The following is a 21,867-nucleotide window of genomic DNA, read 5'->3' as shown; positions in this document are numbered from 1 at the left end:
CGTTGGCCTAGGCGGAACCCGTCCATTTGGCAGCACTGTCGGTGAGCCTAAGCTTGGCCGATTCGCATCTGCTTCTTGAGGAGAAACCGGGCGAGGTTGTTGATATTCCGCGGCGCCACCTTCCTGGGCAGATGCGCCAGCAGGTCTTCCGATTTGACGTCGTTGCGGAACCGCTCCGCCCAATCTTCGGTGAGGTCGTCCCGCTGCAGGCGCAAATTCGTCTCGAACTCTCCGTCCGGCATTTCCACCGACAACTGCCGGGCCACCGACGCGACGTAAGGACGAGGATCGTCCAACAGATCCTCATAGAAAAAGTGATCGTAATGCAGATCGGCCAACCGCAGGTAAGCCTCCCAGAAGGCATAGCTCTGCTCGATCAGGAAATAGGCCTGGCAAATACCGGCGAAGTCGTATTGCGGAACCAGATCCGCGCCGCCCATCGTGCTTTTCCAATGGCCCGATGCCTTTGCCCGGCAATAGGAAATCGCTTGGCGAAGACGGTCCCGTCGCTCCAGCAGGACCAGACCCATGTCATGGCGCCGGCCGCATTCCGCCAGGAAGTCCGCTCCGTATTTGGCCTGCGACCAGTGAAGGTGCCGTGGAAACAGCTTCACGGCGAACGTGCCGTTCGCAGTCCCGCCGCGATCGATCACGGCGGACAGCAGATCATCGAAGGATTTCGGCTTGCACCCCAGATTGGTCGTGTCGAGCCACTCGGCCGACTTGCCGAACAATCCCGTGCTGTTTGTGAGGCTGCCAAGCCATTCGGAGCCGCTGCGGGCTTCGGTCAGTATCGCGACGCCCTTCATGCGTGCCGATGATCCGCGGCCCGCGTCATGCCGATTGCAGAATGCCGTTCTTCTTGATGGTCCCCCGCCATGGTCAAAGCTCCGCTTAAACAGCGCCTCAACGGACAAAAGCCTATATGGTTCCGTCGATTCGACCTTAGGCTAAGGCAGAATGCAGGCCCAAACACGTTACAGTTGGGTAATCAACGCCGCGCCTTGGGCTCGAAGAGCCCTGAAGATACGCGCAAAGGCCGGCCACGCTGTGGTGGCCGCCCTTTGACGTCAGCCAGAAGCGATTACAGCCAGACGCGGAGCCAGACGCGCTCGCGCCAGCAGCGGGCGCGGCGGCGTCCGTGGCGCCAGTAGCTGCGGCAAACCCGTCTCCAGCCGCGGCGGCGTCCATGGCGCCGACGCCAATAGCCATCGGGACCATGATGTCTCCAGCGATGCCAACGGCGGTGGGAGACCTGCTCCAGTTCGACCTCGTCATCCCCTTCGAAGACAGCCGGATCCGGCTTGTCCAACTCATCGAGAATTCCATTGCCCTGGGGAACACCGGCAAGCGCGCGGCCGGGTCGGGCCACGCTTGCAAACGCAACCGCCCCCGCAACGCCAAGCATTCCAGTAAGAAACAACCGACGTTCCATAAAACCTCCCGAGTTGTTAACTACCGACACCTCGTTCCCTCGCCCGAAACAGGCTCCAGCGCGCATGCCGATCGGTTTTGAACGCGCGGAGGTGGTTCTCGTTCCATCACCCCACTTCACGCAGGATGAAATCATGCAGCATCTTGGCCGCCGGTGACAGTACGCGATTCCTGACCGTGATCAGGCTGTAGGGCCTGACCTCGATGTCGAACTCGGTCTGGACGACGTCGATGGCGCCGGCAAGTCCGTCCGGGTTCTGGATGAACTTCGCCACCTGCACCGAGACCGGCGCTATGGCATCGGATTGCGCGACCATGACCAGCGTGAGCAGCAGCGAGCTGGTGTTCAAGATCCGGTCCGGCAGCGCGATGTTGCGGTTCAGGAAATTGCTCTCCATCGCCTGGCGCAAGGGCGAACCGCCTGACTGGAAGACCCAGTCATAGGCAGCGGTGTCTTCCAGCCGCACTACATTACCCCTCGCGAGCGGGTGGCCGCGGCGCACGATCAGGCAGGCTTTCTCGACGCCGATCACGCGGGATTCGAACAGCCGCGGATTGAGGTCGTCGGGAATGCGGGCGATGATGAAGTCGTGGCGCGAGGCGATCAGCTCGCGGGCGAGCACATTGGAGGTTTCGACCTGCATGGTGATCTCGATGCGCGGGTAGATGCGGCGGATCTCGCGAATCGCCGGCACGGCCAATTCGATCGCCGGCGCGGTCACGGCGCCGAGGAACACCGAACCGCCCTTGCCGGCCTTGAGCTCGGCAATCTCGCGGTCGGCTTCGCGCATCTCGAGCAGGATCGAGCGGGCCCGCCTGGCGAGCGCCTGGCCATAGGGGGTGAGGGTCACGCCGCGCGGCAGCCGTTCGCACAGCTTCACGTCGAGCACCGCCTCCATCTCGGCGATCATGCGCGAGGCGGCCGGCTGGGAGATGTTCATGACCTGGGCCGCGGCGCTCACCCGTCCGTGATCGTCGAGGGCGGCGATCATGCGCATGTGACGCAAGCTCAAGCCACTGCGCAGGAGTGTCTCCCCATTGCCCGGGAGTTTCTCGTAACTTACGGGAATCGCATCGGGATCGCGCAATGCCGCCATGATCTTCCAGCCCTTCCGCCGGTTCCTTTTCGCATGCTAGATCATACCGGTTTCGGTATAGCAACCACCAAAGATCGCATTTGACAGTTATGGCAAAGCGACCCACCCTTCGCGCGTTCCGGGGTGCAAGGGCGGTAACGACCAAAATCGTATCGATTGAAACTGCATCGCGGAGCCGATTGGGAGGATACCGGAGATCGATAAGGCCGACAGCGGCGCGTTTGCGCTCCTGTCTGGCTGCGCGGCCCGCGAAGCCCCGAGGTGTCGCGTCCATCAACCAGGGAGAGTAAGTTGAAGATCATCAAAACGCTGGCCGCCGTCGCGGCCCTTGGCATCGCTGCCATGAGCTATCAGGCGCACGCGGCCGACAAGGGTCTTGTCGGCGTGCTGATGCCGACCAAGACCTCGCAGCGCTGGATCAATGACGGCGACGCCGTCAAATCCCAGCTCGAGGCTCTCGGCTACACTGTCGACCTGCAGTACGCGCAGGACGACATCCCCAACCAGCTCAGCCAGCTGGAAAATGAAATCACCAAGGGCCCGAAGGCGCTGATCATCGCCTCGATCGACGGCACCACCCTGTCGGATGCGCTGCAGAAGGCCAACGACGCGGGCGTCGTCGTCGTCGCCTATGACCGCCTGATCAAGAAGACCGCCAATGTCGACTATTACACCACTTTCGACAATTTCGGCGTCGGCGTGATCCAGGCGAATTCGCTGGTCAAGGGCCTCAAGGAGCGTTTCCCGAACACCAAGCCGTGGAACGTCGAACTGTTCGGCGGCTCGCCCGACGACAACAACGCCTTCTTCTTCTACAATGGCGCAATCTCCGTCCTGCAGCCGCTGATCGACGACGGCTCGATCAAGATCAAGTCCGGCCAGACCGGCATGGACAAGGTCGGCACGCTGCGCTGGCTCGCCGCCACCGCCCAGGCGCGCATGGACAACCTCCTGTCGGCCAACTACTCGGACGGCAGCCGTGTCGATGGCGTCCTGTCGCCCTATGACGGCCTGTCGCGCGGCATCACCGCCTCGCTGCGCGCTGTCGGGTACGGCACGGAAGCACAGCCCTGGCCGATCGTGACCGGCCAGGACGCCGAGACCGCCTCGGTCAAGCTGATCATCTCGGGCGAGCAGTACTCGACCGTGTTCAAGGACACCCGCGAACTGGCCAAGGCCACGGTGCAGCTGGTCGACAAGGTGCTCTCGGGCGGCAAGCCGGAAGGCCTCGATGAAAAGACCTACAACAACGACGTCAAGGTCGTTCCCTCGATCCTGCTGACGCCGCATGAAGTCGACAAGTCGAACTACCAGGCGCTGGTCGTCGACTCCGGCTACATCAAGGCCGAAGACCTGAAGTAATTTCGGCTATAAAGTCAGGGGTCCTGCGCAACGCAGGGCCCCTTTTCGTTAAAAGCGACCCCGGTATGGGTTCTACCGGCCTCCTAGGAGCTTGCCCTGATGACCTCGACGATTTTGGAGATGCGCGACATCACCAAGACGTTCCCCGGCGTGAAGGCGCTCTCGAACGTCAACCTCAGCGTAGAGGAAGGCGAGATCCACGCCGTGGTCGGCGAAAATGGCGCCGGCAAGTCGACCCTGATGAAGGTGCTGTCGGGCGTCTATCCCTCCGGGACCTATGATGGCCAGATCATTTTTCAGGGCCAGGAATGCCATTTCAAAGGCATCCATGACAGCGAACACAAGGGCATTGTCATCATCCACCAGGAACTTGCGCTGGTGCCGATGCTGTCGATCGCCGAGAACATTTTCCTCGGCAACGAGCACGCTAGCTACGGCGTCATCGACTGGGACGCTAACGAGGCACGCACGTCCGGGCTTTTGAAGAAAGTCGGGCTCAAGGAAGACCCCAAGACGCTGATCACCCATATCGGCGTCGGCAAGCAGCAGCTGGTCGAGATCGCCAAGGCACTCAGCAAGGAAGTGAAGCTCCTGATCCTCGATGAGCCGACGGCATCGCTCAGCGAGAAGGACAGCCAGGCGCTGCTCGATCTTTTGCTTGAGTTCAAGCGGCAGGGCATGACCTCAATCCTGATCTCCCATAAGCTCAATGAGGTGAACCGCGTCGCCGATAAGGTGACGGTCATCCGCGACGGTCGCACGATCGAGACATTGCCGAGGAAGGACATCAGCGAGGACCGGATCATCACCTCCATGGTCGGCCGGTCCCTCGACGATCGCTACCCGCCGCGCGAGCCTCATATCGGCGACGTCATTTTCGAGGTCAAGGACTGGTCCGTCTACCACCCGGTCCATGCCGAACGGCAAGTGATCAAGAGCATCGACCTCAAGGTGCGCAAGGGCGAAGTTGTCGGCATCGCCGGGTTGATGGGCGCCGGCCGCACCGAATTCGCCATGAGCCTGTTCGGTCGCTCCTATGGCCGGCGCATCAGCGGCGAGGTGCTGCTCAACGGCAAGCCTGTGGACCTTTCGACAGTGGGCAAGGCGGTGCAGAACGGCATCGCCTACGTCACCGAAGACCGCAAAACCTATGGGCTGAACCTCATTGACCACATCAAGCACAATGTGACGTTGGCCAATCTCGCCGGCGTTTCCAATGGCGGCGTCATCGACGATATGCGCGAAATGAGCGTCGCCAACGACTATCGCAAAAAGACCAATATCCGCGCATCCAGCGTCTATCAGCTGACCGGCAATCTCTCGGGCGGCAACCAGCAGAAGGTGGTGCTATCGAAATGGCTGTTCGCCGACCCGGAAGTTCTGATCCTCGACGAGCCGACGCGCGGCATTGACGTCGGTGCCAAGTACGAAATCTATACAATCATCGCTCGCCTCGCCGCCGAGGGCAAGGCGATCATCGTCATCTCATCGGAAATGCCGGAACTGCTCGGCATCTCGGACAGAATATATGTCATGAACGAAGGGCGCATCGTCGGCGAGATGGCGGCAAGCGACGCCAGCCAGGAAAAAATCATGCGCGCTATTGTTCGCGGAGAAGGAAAAGCATCATGAGCACAGACAGCGCTCCCGCGCCGCAAAGCGGCACCGCCGAGGACGTCAAGCAGGGTCCTCGCATCGCCGTCTCGGCGCTGACGACGAACCTGCGCGAATACGGCCTGATCATCGCGCTGATCGTCATCATGCTGTTCTTCCAGTACACAACGTCGGGAACGCTGTTCAAACCGGTCAACCTCAGCAACCTGGTGCAGCAGAACTCGTTCATCATCGTGATGGCGCTCGGCATGCTGCTGGTCATCGTCGCCGGCTATATCGATCTCAGCGTGGGATCGGTCGCCGGCTTCATCGGCGCACTTGCCGCCATGATGATGGTGATCTGGCCGCTTGGCATGTTCAGCAACCCGCTCGTGGTCTCGATCGTCTGCCTGATCGTCGGTGGGTTGATCGGTGGGGCGCAAGGCTACTGGATCGCCTATCACCGCATACCAAGTTTCATCGTGACGCTCGCCGGCATGCTGATCTTCCGCGGCATTTGCCAGGCGCTGCTTGGCGGCGGCTCCTCGGTCGGTCCGCTTCCCGACAGTTTCAAGGCATTGAGTTCCGGCTTCATCCCGGACGTGATCGGCCCGCTGACGCTGATCCCACCGACGGTGAATGCCGCCGGCAAGACCATTTTGGGTAGCGGGCTCACGCTGCACATGACGACGATCGTGCTGGGCGTGATCGCGGTGCTAGCCTACGCCTATTTCGGCTTCAGGGCGCGGCGCAAGCGCGAGCGCCACGGTTATGAGGCCGAGCCTTTCACGCTGTTCGTCATCAAGATCCTGGTAGGCAGCGCGCTGGCGCTGTTCCTGGTCTTCCAGTTCGCGACCTATCGGGGCCTGCCGATCGTGCTGCTGGTGATGGGCGTGCTGATCTCATTGTTCGTCTTCGTCACCAAGCGCATGACCATCGGCCGCCGCATCTACGCCATGGGTGGCAACGCCAAGGCGGCGCAACTGTCGGGCATCAACACCGAACGGCTGACGCTCCTGGTGTTCGTCAATATGGGCGTGCTGTCGGCGCTCGGCGGCCTGATCATCGCCGCGCGTCTCGGCCAGGCCGTGCCGGCAGCGGGCCTCGGCAGCGAGCTCGACGTCATCGCGGCCGTCTTCATCGGCGGCGCCTCGGCGATGGGCGGCGTCGGCCAGGTCATCGGCGCTGTGGTCGGCGGCTTCATCATGGGCGTGATGAACAACGGCATGTCGATCATGGGCGTCAATGTCGACTGGCAGCAGGTGGTCAAGGGACTGGTCCTGCTCGGGGCCGTCATCTTCGACGTCTACAACAAGAACAAGGCTTAAGGGCTGGGGCGAGGACTAGGAGGCATACGGGTTCTAGATCGCGAAGCTGCCGGCGGCCCGTCGGCACCAAGAAGTCCGGGGAAGGACCAGGCTCGCGAACGCAATCCGGACGAAAACATTTCAACCGTGGCGCGTTCCCGCGCCGCGCCGGTCAGGGTTTGCCCATTAGCAGCCGGATACAGATAAATGAGAGAGGACTGATCATGCTGATCTCGCAGATTCTCGACGACGCCGAGACAATCCGTGTCGTTGCCCGCAGCGGCGGGAAGACCCGGATTATCAACGGCGCGCGCAGCGTCTATTCGCTGGCGATGGAGGCGGCCCGCACCGGCGTCGGCCTGACGGCCCTGATCGAACGCAAGGGACTGGGGGAGACGGTCGATCTCGACGCCGCCTACAAGAGAGGGCGCCTCCTGTCGCCGATCAATCACCCCGACCCGGCGCATCTGCATCTGACCGGCACGGGGTTGACGCATCTCGGTTCGGCCGCGACGCGCGATTCCATGCACAAGAAGCTCAGCACCGACGGCGAGGAGCAACTCACCGATTCCATGAAGATGTTCCGCATGGGACTGGAAGGCGGCAAGCCCGCGAAAGGCCAGATCGGCGTGCAGCCGGAATGGTTCTACAAGGGCAACGGTACCATGGCGGTCGCGCCTGGTGCCGCGCTCATGTCACCGGCCTTTGCCAAGGATGCCGGCGAAGAACCGGAGATCGCCGGGATCTATGTCATCGGCGATGACGGCGCGCCATTCCGTGTCGGCTTCACGCTGTCGAACGAATTCTCGGACCATGTGACCGAGCGCGTAAACTATCTGTTCCTCGCTCACTCCAAGCTGCGCAATGCCTCGTTCGGGCCCGAAATTCTGATCGGCGACCTGCCTTCGGATATCCGCGGCACGTCGCGCATCGTGCGCGACGGCAGGACAATGTGGGAGAAGCCGTTCCTGTCGGGCGAAGCGAACATGTCGCACACCATCGCCAATCTCGAGCACCACCATTTCAAATATTCGGCGTTCCGCCAGCCGGGCGATGTGCATGTGCATATGTTCGGAACGGCCACGCTTTCCTTCGCCGACGGCGTCACGACCGAAGCCGGCGACGTGTTCGAGATCGAGGCCGGGGATTTCGGCCTGCCGCTGCGCAACCCGCTGGAAATCGAAAAGCCGGTGAAGGTGGCGGTGAAGGCGTTGTGAAGCGCCAGACGCCAGGACGTCATCGATGGTCCTATGACAGGCTTTGACATATGGTCCCAAGTTATTTGCCAGGCGCCGTACGAACCCTTGGCTTCGCGCTCTTGCTCGTGCACGCGTCATCCGTGGCTTATGGAGCCGCGCAGTGCAGTCCCAAATCCTATGGCGAAGCGCTCGGACTGATGAAGAACCGGCTTCTAACGTCCGGCTACTCAAGCCCTCAGGTCGAATTTCTGATGCAAAACGCCGACCGGCGAATGTCCACGCTTGGCGGTGCGAAACTGAACGAGGCGGCCAAACCATGCGGGATAGACTCAGCCCGGGCCCATGTCCTCGGCTGCCTGGACAAAGTCCTGTTCCCCTTGCGAGGATCAAAGGCTTCGCTTGACGCTGCAAGGCAGACACGCATCTGGGGTAAAACGCAACTCGCACGGCGCGAACTGCTGTTCGTCGGCAGCTTCAATGCGTGTCTCGGCATTGCGAAAAAGCGCATGTTTCACGGCTAGTCAAACGTCAAACGGATGCTGAAGTCCTCGAACCTGGAGAGGTCGTTCTGCATGGCCTCATGGCGCCAGGATCAGCGCGGGCGGAAATGTTTGGACAGCTTCAGGCCTTGTGCCTGGTAGTTCGAGCCCAGGTCGGTCCCGTAAAGCGCCTGCGGGCGCTTTAGCATGTGTTCGTAGACCAGCCGGCCGACAATCTGGCCATGATCGAGGATGAACGGCACTTCGTGGCTACGCACTTCGAGCACCGCGCGGCTGCCGGTGCCGCCGGCCGCCGAATGGCCGAACCCCGGATCGAAAAACCCGGCATAGTGAACACGGAATTCGCCGACGAGCGGATCGAAGGGCGTCATCTCGGCGGCGTAGAGCGGCGGCACATGCACCGCCTCCTGGCTGACGAGGATGTAGAACTCGTCGGGATCGAGCACCAGTTCGCCGGCGCCGCTCTTGTGGATCGGCTCCCAGAAGTCGAGGACATCCTGGGCGGCACGCTTGTCGACATCGATGAGGCCAGTGTGGTGCTTGCCGCGATAGCCGACCAGCCCATCCTTGTCGCCATTGAGATCAATCGACAGCGCGATGCCGCCGCCCGAAATGTTCGGCGGCTCGGTGGCGACGAGCATCTCGGCGCGGTGCAATTCATGCAGTTCGGCTTCCGAAAGCAGCGCGTTGCCGGTGCGAAAGCGGATTTGAGACAGGCGCGAACCGGTGCGCGCAACGATCGGGAAGGTGCGCGGGCTGACTTCGAGATAGAGCGGACCGTTGTAGCCGGCGGCGATCTTGTCGAACTCGTGGCCACGGTCGGTCATGACGCGGGTGAAGATGTCGAGGCGACCGGTCGAGCTCTTTGGGTTGGCCGAGGCCGAAATGTCGGCCGGCAGGGCCAGGCTTTCGAGCAGCGGCACAATGTAGACGCAGCCGGTTTCGAGAACCGCGCCTTCGGTCAGATTAATCTCGTGCAGCTGCAGCCGATCGAGCTTTTCCGAGACCTTGTGGTTGGGACCGGGCAAGAACGAGGCCCGCACCCGCCAGGCCTTCTCGCCCAATCTGAGATCAAGACTAGCCGGCTGGATCTGATCGGCATCGAGCGCACGCGGCGACTTCAGCGCGCCGGACTGGAGCAGCGCCGAAATGTCCTGATCGGGAAGAATGCCTGTCTGCCGCAAAGTCTGGCTCCGCCCCAAGACTGGTCTCCTTTGTTGCAGGTTCTTGCCGCAAAACCGCTGGGCACTTTGCGGAACCTGCCTTGGTACAAACCTCTTAATGAAGCCGGCAATTGACGCAAGCGCGGCGCGGGTCTAAAGGGTCGTTATCCCGTGGTGATTTGGCCGGTCGGCTTGCAGCCACGTTAAACAAGTCGCTAAAGGACCGTCGGGCCGCAAGGCCGTATGGACCGGTTGCGACTTTCGCGGCCGGTTTTTTTGTGTCTGGAACAAAGCGATGAGCACCAAGAAGCGCAACTGGAAACCTCAGACGGCACTCGTGCATGGCGGAACCCTGCGTTCCGGCTTCGGCGAAACCTCCGAGGCGATGTATCTGACCCAGGGCTATGTCTACAAGACCGCCCAGGCGGCGGAAGCCCGCTTCAAGGGCGAAGAGCCTGGCTTCATCTATTCGCGTTACGCCAACCCGACCGTCGACATGTTCGAAAAGCGCATGTGCGCGCTGGAAGGCGCCGAGGACGCACGCGCCACGGCGTCGGGCATGGCGGCGGTGACGGCGGCGCTGCTGTGCAGCGTCAAGGCCGGCGACCATATCGTGGCGGCGCGCGCGCTGTTCGGCTCCTGCCGCTGGGTGGTCGAGACGCTGGCGCCGCGCTATGGCATCGAGGCGACTTTGGTCGACGGCACCGACATTGCCAATTGGGAAAAGGCGGTCAGGCCGAACACCAAGCTGTTCTTCCTGGAAAGCCCGACCAATCCGACGCTGGAAGTCGTCGACATCGCGGCCGTTGCCTCGCTTGCCAACTCGATCGGCGCGCGGCTTGTCGTCGACAACGTCTTCGCTACGCCGCTGCAGCAGAAGCCGTTGCAGCTTGGCGCGCACATCGTCGTCTACTCGGCCACCAAGCACATCGACGGCCAGGGCCGCTGTCTGGGCGGTGTCATCCTGTCGGACAAGAAGTGGATCGACGAAAACCTGCACGACTATTTCCGCCACACCGGCCCCAGCCTGTCGCCGTTCAATGCCTGGACCCTGCTGAAGGGCCTCGAGACGCTGCCGCTGCGCGTGCGCCAGCAGACGGAAAGCGCCGGCAGGATCGCCGACTTCCTGGCCGAGCAGCCGCAGATCGCCCGCGTCATCTATCCCGGCCGCGCCGACCACCCGCAGGCTGATATCGTCAAGAAGCAGATGTCGGGCGGTTCGACTCTGATCTGCCTCGACGTCAAGGGTGGCAAGCCGGCGGCCTTCGCCCTGCAGAACGCCCTCGACATCGTGCTGATCTCGAACAATCTCGGCGATGCCAAGAGCCTGATCACCCATCCGGCGACGACGACGCACAAGAATTTGAGCGACGAGGCCCGCGCCGAACTCGGCATCGGGCCTGGCACGCTAAGGCTGTCTGTCGGCCTGGAGGACGCCGACGACCTGCTGGAAGACATCGCGCAGGCGTTGCAGGCAGCCAGATAAGCTGCTTAGGAGCGTCGTCCGCGGCGATCAGGCGCGCGACGGCGTCTCCTCCAATTCGGCCGCCTTGGTGCGGATGGTCATGGCATTGCCACGCCAGTCGACGGCGCCGCCGAGCCAGCCGCGCGCCCAGATGGACGGGAGCATCACGTCGCGCGCGATCATCGCCGCGACCATGCGCGGCGACAGATGCCAGCCCTTGGACAAGGCCAGCGCGCATTCCGGAAGGTAGAAGGCCGCCAACACGGCAATCGCGGTTGCCCAGAGGCTGACGCCCGCGCTCGCCGCCGCAACCAGCGCCAGCGCGAGAGGCACCGCCGCGCCGGTCAGGATTTCCGGCGCGAAGAACAGCGGAAAGGTGACGCGGCGCAGGCGCGCCCAGCGGGCCTGGCGCGACCAGATCTCGCCAACGGTACGCTGGCCGAGCGGCTGCTCGAAGGGCGCCGCGACGAGATTGACGCGCAGGCCGAGGCCGTTGACCAGCTTGGTGGCGGCGGCGTCCTCGGCTATCTCGGCGGCCAGCGCACGAATGCCGCCATTGGCGTCCAGCATCGGCTTGTTCCACAGCATGCTCTTGCCCTGGGCAAAGCCGAGGCCAAGCGCCTCGCCGGCATACTGCCAGCGGGCCTGCAATGTGTTGAGGAAGGCGCATTCGACATCGGCCCAGAAACCCTCGGGTCGCGAGCCGATCGGCGTCGAGCAGACAAGGCCGGTATCGGGCCGCCATGCCGCCATCATGTGCTCGACATAGTCCCTCGGCATCAAGACGTTGGAATCGGCGAGAATGACCCAGCTGTGGCGCGCCGCTTCCCAGCCCTTGACGCAATTGTTGAGCTTTGGATTGGCGCTGACACGGTCATCGCCGATCAGCAGCCGGGCCGGCACCTTGGAAAACCGGGCAATCGCCCTGTTTATCAGTTTGACCACCGGATCGTCGGCATTGGCGACGCAGAAGATCAGCTCATAACGTGGCCAGTCGAGCGCGAAGGCGCGCTCCAGCGTCTCATGCGTGAACGCCTCGACGCCACGCGACGGGACGACGATCGAGACCGGTTGCGACTTGCCGGCCGGCGGGGCGATCGAGCCGCGCCGTTTCAGCCGTGAGGCGGCGAGCGAAATGCTGGCGGCGTTTGAAAGGATGAGAGCGGTCGAAAGCGAGGCGGCTATGAAGGTGAGTTCCATCGAGATCTGGTCACTCCGGAAAGGCGGCCCGCATCATGGCCGTTTTCAACAGTTCGACAGAGCGCCGAGTCGCCCGGTTCGTGCACACCACCATTGTCGTGTGTCACTTAAATGACATTCTTTGCCGGCACCTGCGGTTCAAGGCCGGGCGCGACAAGACGCGCACGTTGACCTGCTCACCGGGAGCGTCGAAAATCGTCGGATTGTTTGGAGCCGCTCATGTACCGCGCCGTGACGCGCAACATCGAAGTGCAGGTCAGGCCGTTCTATCTCGAGGACCGTTCGGATCCCTCGGAGAACCGTTATGTCTGGGGCTATCAGATAACGATCGACAACCAGTCGGACGAGTTCGTGCAGTTGTTGTCGCGCTACTGGCACATCACCGATGGTGCCGGCCGGGTCGAGGAAGTGCGCGGGCCAGGCGTTGTCGGCGACCAGCCGGAGCTCAATCCCGGCGACAGCTATCAATATACGTCCGGCTGCCCGCTCTCGACACCGTCCGGGATCATGGTCGGACGTTACACGATGCGCAACAAGCGCGGCGAGACGTTCGACATCGCAATCCCCGCCTTCTCGCTCGATCTGCCGGGGACAAGGCGCACGGTGAACTGAGCACCGGCGGTCGCGCTGCCCCTCATCCGCCCGTCGGGCACCTTCTCCCCGTGAACGGGGAGAAGGAAAGATAGCTCACTGAGCCGCAAATTCCGCCGGATCGAAGTCGTACTGCGTCGAGCAGAACTCGCAGGCTACGTGGATGCCGCCATCCTCGGTGCTGTCCTTGATCTCCTGCGCGGAGAAGCCCTCGAGGATGCCGCGGATCTTGTCCCTGGAGCATGAGCACTGGTCGGCGACGGGAACGCCGCCGAAGACGCGCACGCCATGCTCGTGGAACAAGCGGTAGAGCAGCCGCTCGGCGCCGATGGTCGGGTCGATCAATTCGGTCGGTTCGATGGTGCCGAGCAAGGCCAGCAACTCCTGCCAGGAATTGTCTGTGGGATCATGGATCTCCTCGCGCGGATCGCCATCCCCACCCGGCAGGTCCGGAATGCGCATGCGCTCGGGCGATTGCGGCAGGAACTGCGCCAGGATACCGCCGGCACGCCACTGCTCGCGCGCACCGCCGACACCGGGCGTCAGCAGCTTGGCGACCGAGAGCCTGAGGTCGGTCGGGATCTGTTCCGACTGGCGGAAATAGGTGCGCGCCGCCTCTTCCAGCGTCTCGCCGTCGAGCTGGACGATGCCCTGATAGCGCTGCGTATGGGCGCCCTGGTCGATGGTCAGTGCCAGCACGCCGCTGCCAAGCAGCGTTTGCTGCGAGGTCTCGCCGGCCGCGATCAGTGCCTCCAGCCGGTCGGCGTCGAAACGCGCATAGGCGCGCAGCGCCGAGGGCGTGGAAAAGTCCGCGACCAGCATGTCGACAGGCCCATCGGTACGGGTCTGCAGGATGAACTTGCCTTCGAACTTGAGCGAGGTGCCGAGCAGCACCGTCAGCACACAGGCTTCCGCCAGCAGGCGGGCGACCGGCTCGGGATAGTCATGGCGGCCAAGGATGGCGTCGAGCATCGGCCCGAGCTGGACCGTGCGGCCACGCACGTCGAGCGGACCGACTTCAAAGGGAACGACGTGATCGTCACCGGCGTAGCCGAACTCGCCGAGTTTGGGGTGATGTTCAGTCACTTGATGGCTTTCCAACATGACAAAGCTCCAGGGCGCGGCCATGCGGCCCTGGTGGGCACATGCGTCCAAACGCGCTTGATTTGCGTGATGCGGCGCAGATAAGCATCGCGCCCCCGCAGATCAAGCGCCCAGACATTTCAGGCGCCCAGGCACTTCAGGCGCCCAGGCACTTCAGGCGCCCAGGCATTTCAGGCGCCCAAGAGATTTCAGGCACCCAAGAGACTTCAAGCACCGAGGCACCAGGCGAGCACTGCCTTCTGGGCGTGGAGCCGGTTCTCGGCCTCGTCGAACACCACCGAATGCGGCCCGTCGATGACCTCGTCGGTCACCTCCTCGCCGCGATGAGCCGGCAGGCAATGCATGAACAGGGCATCGGGCTTTGCCCTGGCCATCAGCGCTGCGTTGACCTGATAGGGCGAGAAGACATTGTGGCCGCGAGCACGGTGTTCCTGGCCCATCGACACCCAGCAGTCGGTGACGATGCAGTCGGCCTGGTCGACGGCTTCCTCGGGCGAGCGGGTGAAATGCAGCTTGCCGCCATGCGCCTTGGACCAGTCGATATGCTTCTGCGCCGGTTCGCTGCCTTCGGGCACGGCGACGTTGAGATTGAAGCGGAACCGTGCCGAGGCCTCGAGCAGCGAGTGCAGCACATTGTTGCCGTCGCCGGTCCAGGCGATCGTCTTGCCAGCCACCGGCCCGCGATGCTCCTCGAAAGTCATGATGTCGGCCATCAGCTGGCAGGGATGGGTGTCGTCGGTCAGGCCGTTGATCACCGGAACGGTCGCGTTCTCGGTCAGCTCCAGCAGCCGCTCATGCGAGGTGGTGCGGATCATGATCGCATCGACGTAGCGCGACAGCACCTTGGCGGTATCGGCGATGGTCTCGGAGCGGCCTAGCTGCATCTCGGTGCCGGTCAACATGATGGTCTCGCCGCCAAGCTGGCGCATGCCGACGTCGAAAGAAACGCGCGTGCGCGTCGATGGTTTGTCGAAGATCATCGCCAGCACCTTGCCTTCGAGCGGCTTGGTCCGCTCACCGGCCTTGAGACGCGCCTTTCGCGTCACCGCGTCATCCAGCATGAAGCGCAAATCGCCTTCGGAAACGGTGGAAAGATCAGTGAAATGGCGGACTGACATCAGGAATGGTTCCGGATTACTTCGCGGCGGCGGAGGCCATGGCCTCCGACAGGCCCTTGGCGCCAGCACGGATGCGGTTGAGCGCTTCGTGAATCTCGGCATCGGTGACGGTGAGCGGTGGCAGCAGGCGAATGACGTTGTCGCCGGCCGGAACGGCCAGCAAATGCTGGTCGCGCAGCGCCATGTTCACCTTGCCGTTGGGCATCGCGCATTTGAGGCCGAGCATCAGCCCGGTGCCCCTGATATCCTCGACAATTTCGGGGAATTCGTCAGCTATTGACGCGAGCCCCTGCTTCATCAGCAGCGCCTTGCGCTGGACATCCTCGAGAAAACCATCTTCCAGCACCACGTCGAGCACGGCGTTGCCGACCGCCATCGCCAGCGGATTGCCGCCGAACGTGGTGCCGTGCACGCCGGCGGTCATGCCGACGGCGGCCTCGTCGGTGGCAAGGCAGGCGCCCATCGGGAAACCGCCGCCAATGCCCTTGGCGATTGCCATGATGTCGGGCGTCACACCCGACCACTCATGCGCGAACAGCTTGCCGGTACGGCCGATGCCGCACTGGACCTCGTCATAGATCAACAACAGGCCGTGCTGTTCGCAGAGCTGCCGCAGCCGCTTCAGCGACTGTGTCGGCACCGGACGGATACCGCCCTCGCCTTGCACCGGCTCGATCAGGATCGCGGCGGTCTCCGGCGTGATCGCCTTTTCAGCGGCGTCGATGTCGTCGAAACCGACCTGGTCGAAGCCTTCGACCTTGGGTCCGAAGCCTTCGAGGTATTTGTACTGGCCGCCGGCCGCGATGGTCGCCAGCGTGCGGCCATGGAAGGCGCCTTCGAAGGTGATGATGCGGAAGCGCTCGGGATGGCCCTTGACGAAGTGGTAGCGCCGCGCCGTCTTGATCGCGCATTCCAGCGCCTCGGCGCCGGAATTGGTGAAGAACACCTTGTCGGCGAAGGTGGCATCAGCCAGCCGCTCGCCAAGCCTGCTCTGCCCCGGAATCTCATAGAGATTGGAGACGTGCCAGAGTTTCGCCGCCTGTTCGGTGAGGGCCGCGACCAGATGCGGATGGCCGTGGCCAAGCGAATTGACCGCGATACCGCCGGCGAAATCGAGATATCGCTCGCCCTTGTCGGTAACCAGCCAGGTGCCTTCCCCATGGTCGAAGGCCAGGGGTGCGCGAGCAAAGGTCTCGTAAAGCGCCGAACCGCTCATTATATGCGTCTCCGGTACCGGAAAATCAAAAAAGCCGCCAAAGCGGCGGCCTTCTGCGGCTTATCGTGTTTTTCGGCCATGAAGTCAACGAAAACGTCGCGTAGTGGCGCGCGGCAAGCCCCCTGACGCAACGCCGGCTCATGAGCGACCGGGCAAGTTGGGGAAAACCGAAAAAACCGATTCGTGTTGCACTTGGGACTCTTGTCACCGAGTCAGCGCATAGAGTAGTTGTAGTCGAGAAATAACTAGATTTCGTGCGGCGGACCTAATCACCAGATATATGTGGTGTCTGCCCCAGCAGGTGTGCTGGGTCGGGAATGGATTCTGATTGCCGCACGCTTATAAGGAGCGCGGTCATGAACTGGACTGACGAGCGGGTAGAACTCTTGAGAAAACTGTGGTCGGAGGGTCTGAGCGCAAGCCAGATTGCTGCGCAGCTTGGAGGGGTCAGCCGCAACGCGGTCATCGGCAAGGTGCACCGGCTGAAGCTGTCGGGCCGTGGCCGCGCAACGGCCACGCCGGCACGCCAGAAAAAGGCATCGCAAGGCTCCTCCGTCCAGAAGTCGGTGGCGCGCGCCGCGAGCACGGCACGCCATGTCACGACTTCGATCGGCGCAACGGCCCTTCAGACGCAATTCGACGCCGAACCCGTGGCAAGGCACTACATCCGCCCGGTCGAGAACGTCGTGGTCCCGATCTCACGGCATCTGCAGCTTGTCGAACTGACCGAGCGCACCTGCAAATGGCCGAACGGCGATCCGCTTTCGGAGGACTTCAATTTCTGCGGCAACGAAGCCGCCGAAACCGGTCCCTACTGCAAATACCATGCCCGCGTGGCGTTCCAGCCAGCGGCGGAGCGGCGGCGGAACCGCTGAGCGGAGTGAGTAGTGAGTAGTGAGTAGTGAGTAGTGAGCGATCCCGACCAATCGCTACTGACTACTGACCACTTCACAACCATCCATTTTTGCGAAACCGCCAGTACAAAAAACAGCAGATCAGCGCGATCATGGCCAGCACCATCGGGTAGCCATATTCCATCTTCAGCTCCGGCATGTCGGTAAAGTTCATGCCGTAGATGCCCGCGAAGGCGGTTGGCACCGCCAGGATGGCCGCCCAGGAGGCGAGTTTCTTGGAGATCGCCGTTTCCTGGCTTTGACCGACCAGAAGACTGGCCTCGAAGGCGAAGGCCAGCACCTCGCGCAGGCTGTCGATCTTCTCCTGGACGGTACGGATATGATCCGTCACGTCGCGGAACAGCGGGTGCATGGCCGAATGGATCTGTGGCAGCTCGGCGCTGGTCAGCCGGCGACAGACTTCCACCAGGGGCAACGCCGCGTTGCGCAGGCGCAGGAGGTCACGGCGCAGCATGTAGAGGCGTTCAATATCGGGGCCGGTCATCGGCTTCAGCAGGACCTTGTCCTCGATCGCCTCGACCTCATCCTCGATCTGCTCGAGCACGGGCATGTAGTTGTCGACGATGAAGTCCAGAATGGCGTAGAGGACGAAATCCTCGCCCTTGGCCAGTGAATGCGGGCAGCTTTCCCAGTGCTGGCGCACGGCGGCATAGGATGTGGAAGGGCCGTGCCTGACGCTGACGATGTAGCCTGAGCCGACAAACAGATGCGTCTCGCCGAAGGTGACGCGCCCTTCGATCAATTGCGCCGTGCGAGCGACGATGAACAGCGCATCGCCATATTGCTCGATCTTTGGCCGCTGGTGCGGGTGCTCGGCATCCTCGATCGCCAGCTCATGCAGATGAAACTGCGCCTTGACGCGCAACAGAAGTTCGCGGTCGGGTTCAAGCAGCCCGATCCATGTCCCGATTTCTTGGCCCAATCGCCGGCTTCCTCGATGGGAATATCGGCGATACGGTGCCCAGCGGTGTAGACACCGCAGGCGATGATGCCCGATGTCGGCGGCGAGGGCTTGAATTCCCGGACATATTCCATCGCGGCCTCCCGAAAGCGTTGCCTTTCCTAGGGAACCGGCAAGCTTATCTCGGGATAGTTTAGCGCAATATGATCAAGCGTTCGAGAGGACGTGCGTTCACTTCACCGGCAGCGCCGCGGGGAGGCCGATCTTGTCCGTCTTGTCGCTCTTCGGCCGCTCGGCCGGCATCTGGTCGCCGGTGACGATGTAGTAGATGGTCTCGGCGATGTTGGTGGCGTGATCGCCGATACGCTCGATGTTCTTGGCGCAGAACAGCAGATGCGTACAGGGCGTGATGTTGCGCGGATCTTCCATCATGTAGGTCAGCAATTCGCGAAACAGCGACGTGTACATGGCATCGATCTGGTCGTCACGGTCGCGCACGAAGCCGATCTTGTCGACCGAACGCGACGCATAGACGTCGAGGACTTCCTTCAGCTGGGTCAGCGCCAGGTTGGCCAACGCCTCCAGGCCGCGGAAAAGGCTGGTCGGCTGACGGCCGTCGGTGACGGCGACCACCCGTTTGGCAACGTTCTTTCCGAGATCGCCGACCCGCTCGAGGTCGGCCGAAATGCGGATGGCGCCGACGATCTCGCGCAGGTCCGTCGCCATCGGCTGGCGCTTGGCGATGATGATGATCGCCTTGTCGTCGATCTCACGCTGCCCCTCATCCAGCACGATGTCGTCGCGAATGACCTTCTGGGCCAATCCCGGATCGGCATTGACCAAGGCGGCGACCGCCTGCTCGACCATGCGCTCGGCATGGCCGCCCATCGCGGCGATGCGCTTGGCGAGATATTTCAGTTCCTCGTCAAAGGCGCTCATTGTGTGAACGGACTGCATGGACGAAATGCCTTCCCACGGGGTGTCTTGATCTTGAGTCGTTTCCTCGAATCCCCGCTGATACGCTAACCGGATGACAGAAAAAAGAAACGGTCCAGTGGGAAACTAGGGCAGTATCAGTGCGCCGGCAAATGGACCGAGAAGGCGGCGCCCTTGCCGACCTCGGACTTGATCGTCAGCCTGGCATTGTGACGCGTCAGGATGTGCTTGACGATCGACAAGCCAAGTCCCGTGCCTTTCTGGGTCCGGCTGGTCTCGACATCGATGCGATAGAAGCGCTCGGTGATGCGCGGGATATGCTCCTCGGGAATGCCGGGGCCAAAATCCCTGATCGTCACGTCGATGCCTGGTTCGGAACCGTCATCGCCGCGCGCGATCGACACCACGACGCGGCCGCCCGACCGGCCGTATTTGCAGGCATTTTCCAAAAGGTTCTCGAAGACCTGGAACAACTCGTCGCGATCACCCGGCACATCGAGCGGCCCCTCGGCGAAATCGCGTTCGATGGCGACATTGTTTTCTCGGGCGAGCGGTCCGAGCGAATCGATGACGCTGTCGACGGTCTGGCGCAGATCGACTTCGGTTCCCGGCTTCAGATAGGGCTTCATCTCCAGCCGCGACAGCGACAGGAGATCATCGATCAGTCGCGCCATGCGGCCGGTCTGGTTCTGCATGATCTGGAGGAACTGCTCGCGCGCCGCCGGATCGTTGCGGGCCGGTCCGCGCAGCGTTTCGATGAAGCCAGCGATCGAGGCCAGCGGGGTGCGCAACTCGTGACTGGCATTGGCGATGAAGTCGGCGCGCATGCGGTCTATGCGCCGTGCCTCGCTCTGGTCCTTGAAGACCAGCACGTAGAGGTCGGTGCCATGCCCGACCGAGGACGCGCTGACCCGATAGGCCCGTTCGACGGGAAGTCTCTCGGTATAGTCGACTACATCCGAGGCGACGGTGCCCGACAGAACACTGTCCAGCAGCGCCTGCATTTCCGGCGCCCGGAATTTCAGCGGCAGCGATATGCCGGGCGCGATGCCGCCAAAGGCGGCAAAAGCGGCGGCGTTGGCGTGGACGATGGTGGCGGCCTGGTCGAAGATGATGAGCGGATCGGCGACGGCGGCCGCGAGATATTCGCCGGACAGGCGCTGCAAGCCCATCGCTTCGATTGCCCCGGCGCTCTCGGCGGAATGGCGCGCAGCTGTAACCGGCAATAGTGCCGCCGCCAGCAGCAGGAGCAGCGCCGGTACCAGCACGTAGGCGGAAATACCCGCGAAGCCATAGGCGATCAGGACCGCCACGACACCGGCCGCGAGCAGCCAGCGGCTGGTCCACAGCCGGGCGGCGATCGCTTGCCCCATGCCTTTCTGCTCCGCGCCCAGGTCAGTCATTCGCGCGCCCAGCCTCCACCGGTCACACGGCGGCGAAAACTTCCGCTGGACCGCAAATCAAAAGTGCTACAGCGTCCTTTGCGCGCCCAAATGGACGCGCGGCGCTGTAGTGGCTCCCAATAGCATGAGTCCAGACACTTAAAAGGGTTCGTCTGCATGAATAAGGCCAAGGAAAATTCCGCCACGCCAACTTCAGGTCCGCTGAAAATCCGGATCGGCGGCAAGGAACGGGAGTTCGATATCGAGAATCCCGAGCTTCCGGATTGGGTCGAGGAGAACAAGCTGACCGCGGGCGGGTATCCCTACGACAAGAAGATGAAAGCCGAGGAGTACGACGAGACACTCGAGCAATTGCAGATCGAGCTGGTCAAAGCGCAAGCATGGCTGCAGGCGACCGGCAAGCGGGCGATGGCGCTGTTCGAGGGGCGTGACGCCGCCGGCAAGGGCGGCACGATCTTCGTGCTGCGCCAGTACCTCAACCCGCGCACGGCGCGCAACGTCGCGCTGACCAAGCCAACCCCGACGGAGCTGGGGCAATGGTATTATCAGCGCTATGCCGACCATTTCCCGACGTCGGGCGAATTCGTCACCTTCGACCGCTCATGGTACAACCGCGCCGGCGTCGAGCCGGTGATGGGTTTTTGCACCCCAGAACAGCACGAGAAGTTTCTCGACGAGACGCCGCATTTCGAACGAATGATCGTCAATGACGGCATCCATTTCTTCAAATTCTGGCTGAACATCGGCCAGGAGACGCAGCTCGAGCGCTTTCACGATCGCCGCTACAGCCCCCTCAAGAGCTGGAAGTTCTCGCCGATCGACATTGCCGGCATCACCAAGTGGGACGACTACACCAAGGCGCGCGACAGCATGTTCGAGCGCACCCACAAGGAGTTCGCGCCATGGATCATCGTGCGGGCCAACGACAAGCGCCGCGCGCGGCTGGCAGTGATGCGTCGCATCCTCCTGTCGCTGCCCTATGAGGGACGCGATCTCGATATCGTCGGTAAGGAAGACAAGAAGATCATCGGCGAAGGGCCGTCATTCCTGGGCAAGCAGGACTGACGCTTTTTTGGCGCCGCGCAGCCAAAGGCGGCGCGGCGCAATTATGAGCGCCCTTGATCCGGCTCTACAGCATGTCGCGGCGAATGGGATTCGCCCGACCTGCTGTAAGCTTCTGATTTTATGCATGTCGTTATCCCGGAACCGAGGACACTTCCGGGCGACATGCATTAGGTGTGAGCTTTCGGGAGGTTGTCCATTCGGACCGGACCGAGGAGACTGGAGTTACCAGGCTTCAGTACAGATCGGAGGGTCCGAATGAACATCCACAAGAATGCCCGTCTGACGCCGCTGCGTCGAGA

At 62.5% G+C, this 21,867-nt stretch carries 19 protein-coding genes, 1 pseudogene and 1 riboswitch; of the genes and pseudogenes, 10 read left to right on the top strand and 10 right to left on the bottom strand.

Annotated elements, in window-relative coordinates:
• Nucleotides 1-47 precede the first annotated feature (47 nt).
• Entirely contained in the window at nt 48-809 is a 762-nt protein-coding gene (locus tag O7A61_RS06180; RefSeq protein WP_337128998.1) for a Stf0 family sulfotransferase, read from the bottom strand.
• A gap of 380 nt (nt 810-1,189) precedes the next feature.
• Between O7A61_RS06180 and O7A61_RS06175 the strand changes: the two genes are divergently transcribed.
• Nucleotides 1,190-1,516, top strand: coding sequence for a hypothetical protein (locus tag O7A61_RS06175; RefSeq protein ID WP_337128997.1), 327 nt, complete (start codon nt 1,190-1,192; stop codon nt 1,514-1,516).
• 25 nt (nt 1,517-1,541) lie between these two features.
• Here O7A61_RS06175 and O7A61_RS06170 read toward each other — a convergent pair whose 3' ends face one another.
• On the bottom strand, nt 1,542-2,531 hold the full coding sequence (locus O7A61_RS06170) for a LysR family transcriptional regulator (RefSeq protein ID WP_140507545.1): 990 nt from the start codon (nt 2,529-2,531) through the stop codon (nt 1,542-1,544).
• Nucleotides 2,532-2,822: 291 nt separating this feature from the next.
• Here O7A61_RS06170 and chvE point away from each other — a divergent pair, with 291 nt between their 5' ends.
• The 5 genes from chvE (at nt 2,823) to O7A61_RS06145 (ending at nt 8,513) form a co-directional block, all read left to right on the top strand.
• Nucleotides 2,823-3,893, top strand: coding sequence for a multiple monosaccharide ABC transporter substrate-binding protein (gene chvE / locus O7A61_RS06165; protein WP_027145663.1), 1,071 nt, complete (start codon nt 2,823-2,825; stop codon nt 3,891-3,893).
• Nucleotides 3,894-3,992: 99 nt separating this feature from the next.
• Complete coding sequence (gene mmsA / locus O7A61_RS06160) at nt 3,993-5,525, top strand: multiple monosaccharide ABC transporter ATP-binding protein (protein WP_337128996.1); 1,533 nt, start codon at nt 3,993-3,995, stop codon at nt 5,523-5,525.
• Nucleotides 5,522-6,814, top strand: a complete 1,293-nt coding sequence (gene mmsB, locus O7A61_RS06155) for a multiple monosaccharide ABC transporter permease (protein ID WP_027145661.1) — start codon at nt 5,522-5,524, stop codon at nt 6,812-6,814. Before mmsA ends, mmsB begins: the two co-directional genes overlap by 4 nt.
• A gap of 203 nt (nt 6,815-7,017) precedes the next feature.
• On the top strand, nt 7,018-8,010 hold the full coding sequence (araD1, locus tag O7A61_RS06150) for an AraD1 family protein (protein ID WP_027145660.1): 993 nt from the start codon (nt 7,018-7,020) through the stop codon (nt 8,008-8,010).
• A gap of 179 nt (nt 8,011-8,189) precedes the next feature.
• Nucleotides 8,190-8,513: a hypothetical protein gene (locus O7A61_RS06145; RefSeq protein WP_337128995.1), complete on the top strand. Its 324-nt coding sequence runs from the start codon at nt 8,190-8,192 to the stop codon at nt 8,511-8,513.
• Between the two features lie 71 nt (nt 8,514-8,584).
• Here the strand turns inward: O7A61_RS06145 and O7A61_RS06140 are convergent, their stop codons facing one another.
• Complete coding sequence (locus O7A61_RS06140; RefSeq protein WP_337128994.1) at nt 8,585-9,676, bottom strand: 2'-deoxycytidine 5'-triphosphate deaminase; 1,092 nt, start codon at nt 9,674-9,676, stop codon at nt 8,585-8,587.
• A 140-nt stretch (nt 9,677-9,816) separates the two neighbouring features.
• Nucleotides 9,817-9,894: riboswitch (SAM riboswitch) on the top strand.
• A gap of 56 nt (nt 9,895-9,950) precedes the next feature.
• Here O7A61_RS06140 and O7A61_RS06135 point away from each other — a divergent pair.
• The gene (locus O7A61_RS06135; RefSeq protein ID WP_140507551.1) at nt 9,951-11,141 is read left to right on the top strand and encodes an O-succinylhomoserine sulfhydrylase; all 1,191 of its coding nucleotides are present in this window, start codon (nt 9,951-9,953) and stop codon (nt 11,139-11,141) included.
• A gap of 27 nt (nt 11,142-11,168) precedes the next feature.
• On the opposite strand, the gene O7A61_RS06130 is transcribed toward O7A61_RS06135, so the two are convergent.
• A complete protein-coding gene (locus O7A61_RS06130; RefSeq protein ID WP_337128993.1) occupies nt 11,169-12,320 on the bottom strand; it encodes a ceramide glucosyltransferase in 1,152 nt (383 codons plus the stop codon).
• A 219-nt stretch (nt 12,321-12,539) separates the two neighbouring features.
• On the opposite strand from O7A61_RS06130, the gene apaG reads away from it, so the two are divergent.
• Nucleotides 12,540-12,932 carry a Co2+/Mg2+ efflux protein ApaG gene (apaG, locus tag O7A61_RS06125; protein WP_027146773.1) on the top strand — a complete coding sequence of 131 codons (393 nt, stop codon included), beginning with the start codon at nt 12,540-12,542 and terminating at the stop codon, nt 12,930-12,932.
• Nucleotides 12,933-13,007: 75 nt separating this feature from the next.
• Here the strand turns inward: apaG and O7A61_RS06120 are convergent, their stop codons facing one another.
• The 3 genes from O7A61_RS06120 to O7A61_RS06110 all read right to left on the bottom strand — a co-directional run bounded on the left by O7A61_RS06120 (nt 13,008) and on the right by O7A61_RS06110 (nt 16,349).
• Nucleotides 13,008-14,039 (bottom strand): Hsp33 family molecular chaperone, encoded by a 1,032-nt coding sequence (locus O7A61_RS06120; RefSeq protein ID WP_027141963.1) that lies wholly within the window; start codon nt 14,037-14,039, stop codon nt 13,008-13,010.
• Between the two features lie 182 nt (nt 14,040-14,221).
• Nucleotides 14,222-15,133 carry an ornithine carbamoyltransferase gene (argF, locus tag O7A61_RS06115; protein ID WP_140507557.1) on the bottom strand — a complete coding sequence of 304 codons (912 nt, stop codon included), beginning with the start codon at nt 15,131-15,133 and terminating at the stop codon, nt 14,222-14,224.
• 16 nt (nt 15,134-15,149) lie between these two features.
• Nucleotides 15,150-16,349 (bottom strand): aspartate aminotransferase family protein, encoded by a 1,200-nt coding sequence (locus O7A61_RS06110; protein ID WP_337128992.1) that lies wholly within the window; start codon nt 16,347-16,349, stop codon nt 15,150-15,152.
• Between the two features lie 356 nt (nt 16,350-16,705).
• Between O7A61_RS06110 and O7A61_RS06105 the strand changes: the two genes are divergently transcribed.
• On the top strand, nt 16,706-17,224 hold the full coding sequence (locus O7A61_RS06105; protein ID WP_027141966.1) for a GcrA family cell cycle regulator: 519 nt from the start codon (nt 16,706-16,708) through the stop codon (nt 17,222-17,224).
• A 73-nt stretch (nt 17,225-17,297) separates the two neighbouring features.
• Here O7A61_RS06105 and O7A61_RS06100 read toward each other — a convergent pair.
• The 3 genes and pseudogenes from O7A61_RS06100 to O7A61_RS06090 form a co-directional block, all read right to left on the bottom strand.
• Nucleotides 17,298-18,298, bottom strand: a pseudogene (locus O7A61_RS06100) (magnesium and cobalt transport protein CorA).
• Nucleotides 18,299-18,395: 97 nt separating this feature from the next.
• A complete protein-coding gene (gene phoU, locus O7A61_RS06095; RefSeq protein ID WP_140507564.1) occupies nt 18,396-19,121 on the bottom strand; it encodes a phosphate signaling complex protein PhoU in 726 nt (241 codons plus the stop codon).
• Between the two features lie 116 nt (nt 19,122-19,237).
• A complete protein-coding gene (locus tag O7A61_RS06090; RefSeq protein ID WP_337128991.1) occupies nt 19,238-20,503 on the bottom strand; it encodes an ATP-binding protein in 1,266 nt (421 codons plus the stop codon).
• A gap of 156 nt (nt 20,504-20,659) precedes the next feature.
• Here O7A61_RS06090 and ppk2 point away from each other — a divergent pair, with 156 nt between their 5' ends.
• Nucleotides 20,660-21,568, top strand: a complete 909-nt coding sequence (gene ppk2 / locus O7A61_RS06085) for a polyphosphate kinase 2 (RefSeq protein ID WP_337128990.1) — start codon at nt 20,660-20,662, stop codon at nt 21,566-21,568.
• Nucleotides 21,569-21,867 lie beyond the last annotated feature (299 nt).

The organism is Mesorhizobium sp. Cs1321R2N1, from assembly GCF_037179725.1.
In the GTDB taxonomy this organism is placed as follows: domain Bacteria; phylum Pseudomonadota; class Alphaproteobacteria; order Rhizobiales; family Rhizobiaceae; genus Mesorhizobium; species Mesorhizobium salmacidum.
The sequence above is the reverse complement of the archived record's forward strand: the minus strand, read 5'-3'. Positions and strand labels throughout refer to the sequence as shown.

Excerpts from the sequence above, each read along its gene's own strand:
- O7A61_RS06180 (WP_337128998.1), bottom strand. The coding sequence starts at position 809 with ATGAAGGGCGTCGCGATACTGACCGAAGCCCGCAGCGGCTCCGAATGG.
- O7A61_RS06175 (WP_337128997.1), top strand. The coding sequence starts at position 1,190 with ATGGCGCCGACGCCAATAGCCATCGGGACCATGATGTCTCCAGCGATG.
- O7A61_RS06170 (WP_140507545.1), bottom strand. The coding sequence starts at position 2,531 with ATGGCGGCATTGCGCGATCCCGATGCGATTCCCGTAAGTTACGAGAAA.
- mmsA (WP_337128996.1), top strand. The coding sequence starts at position 3,993 with ATGACCTCGACGATTTTGGAGATGCGCGACATCACCAAGACGTTCCCC.
- mmsB (WP_027145661.1), top strand. The coding sequence starts at position 5,522 with ATGAGCACAGACAGCGCTCCCGCGCCGCAAAGCGGCACCGCCGAGGAC.
- araD1 (WP_027145660.1), top strand. The coding sequence starts at position 7,018 with ATGCTGATCTCGCAGATTCTCGACGACGCCGAGACAATCCGTGTCGTT.
- O7A61_RS06145 (WP_337128995.1), top strand. The coding sequence starts at position 8,190 with ATGAAGAACCGGCTTCTAACGTCCGGCTACTCAAGCCCTCAGGTCGAA.
- O7A61_RS06135 (WP_140507551.1), top strand. The coding sequence starts at position 9,951 with ATGAGCACCAAGAAGCGCAACTGGAAACCTCAGACGGCACTCGTGCAT.
- O7A61_RS06130 (WP_337128993.1), bottom strand. The coding sequence starts at position 12,320 with ATGGAACTCACCTTCATAGCCGCCTCGCTTTCGACCGCTCTCATCCTT.
- apaG (WP_027146773.1), top strand. The coding sequence starts at position 12,540 with ATGTACCGCGCCGTGACGCGCAACATCGAAGTGCAGGTCAGGCCGTTC.
- O7A61_RS06120 (WP_027141963.1), bottom strand. The coding sequence starts at position 14,039 with ATGGCCGCGCCCTGGAGCTTTGTCATGTTGGAAAGCCATCAAGTGACT.
- argF (WP_140507557.1), bottom strand. The coding sequence starts at position 15,133 with ATGTCAGTCCGCCATTTCACTGATCTTTCCACCGTTTCCGAAGGCGAT.
- O7A61_RS06110 (WP_337128992.1), bottom strand. The coding sequence starts at position 16,349 with ATGAGCGGTTCGGCGCTTTACGAGACCTTTGCTCGCGCACCCCTGGCC.
- O7A61_RS06105 (WP_027141966.1), top strand. The coding sequence starts at position 16,706 with ATGAACTGGACTGACGAGCGGGTAGAACTCTTGAGAAAACTGTGGTCG.
- phoU (WP_140507564.1), bottom strand. The coding sequence starts at position 19,121 with ATGCAGTCCGTTCACACAATGAGCGCCTTTGACGAGGAACTGAAATAT.
- O7A61_RS06090 (WP_337128991.1), bottom strand. The coding sequence starts at position 20,503 with ATGACTGACCTGGGCGCGGAGCAGAAAGGCATGGGGCAAGCGATCGCC.
- ppk2 (WP_337128990.1), top strand. The coding sequence starts at position 20,660 with ATGAATAAGGCCAAGGAAAATTCCGCCACGCCAACTTCAGGTCCGCTG.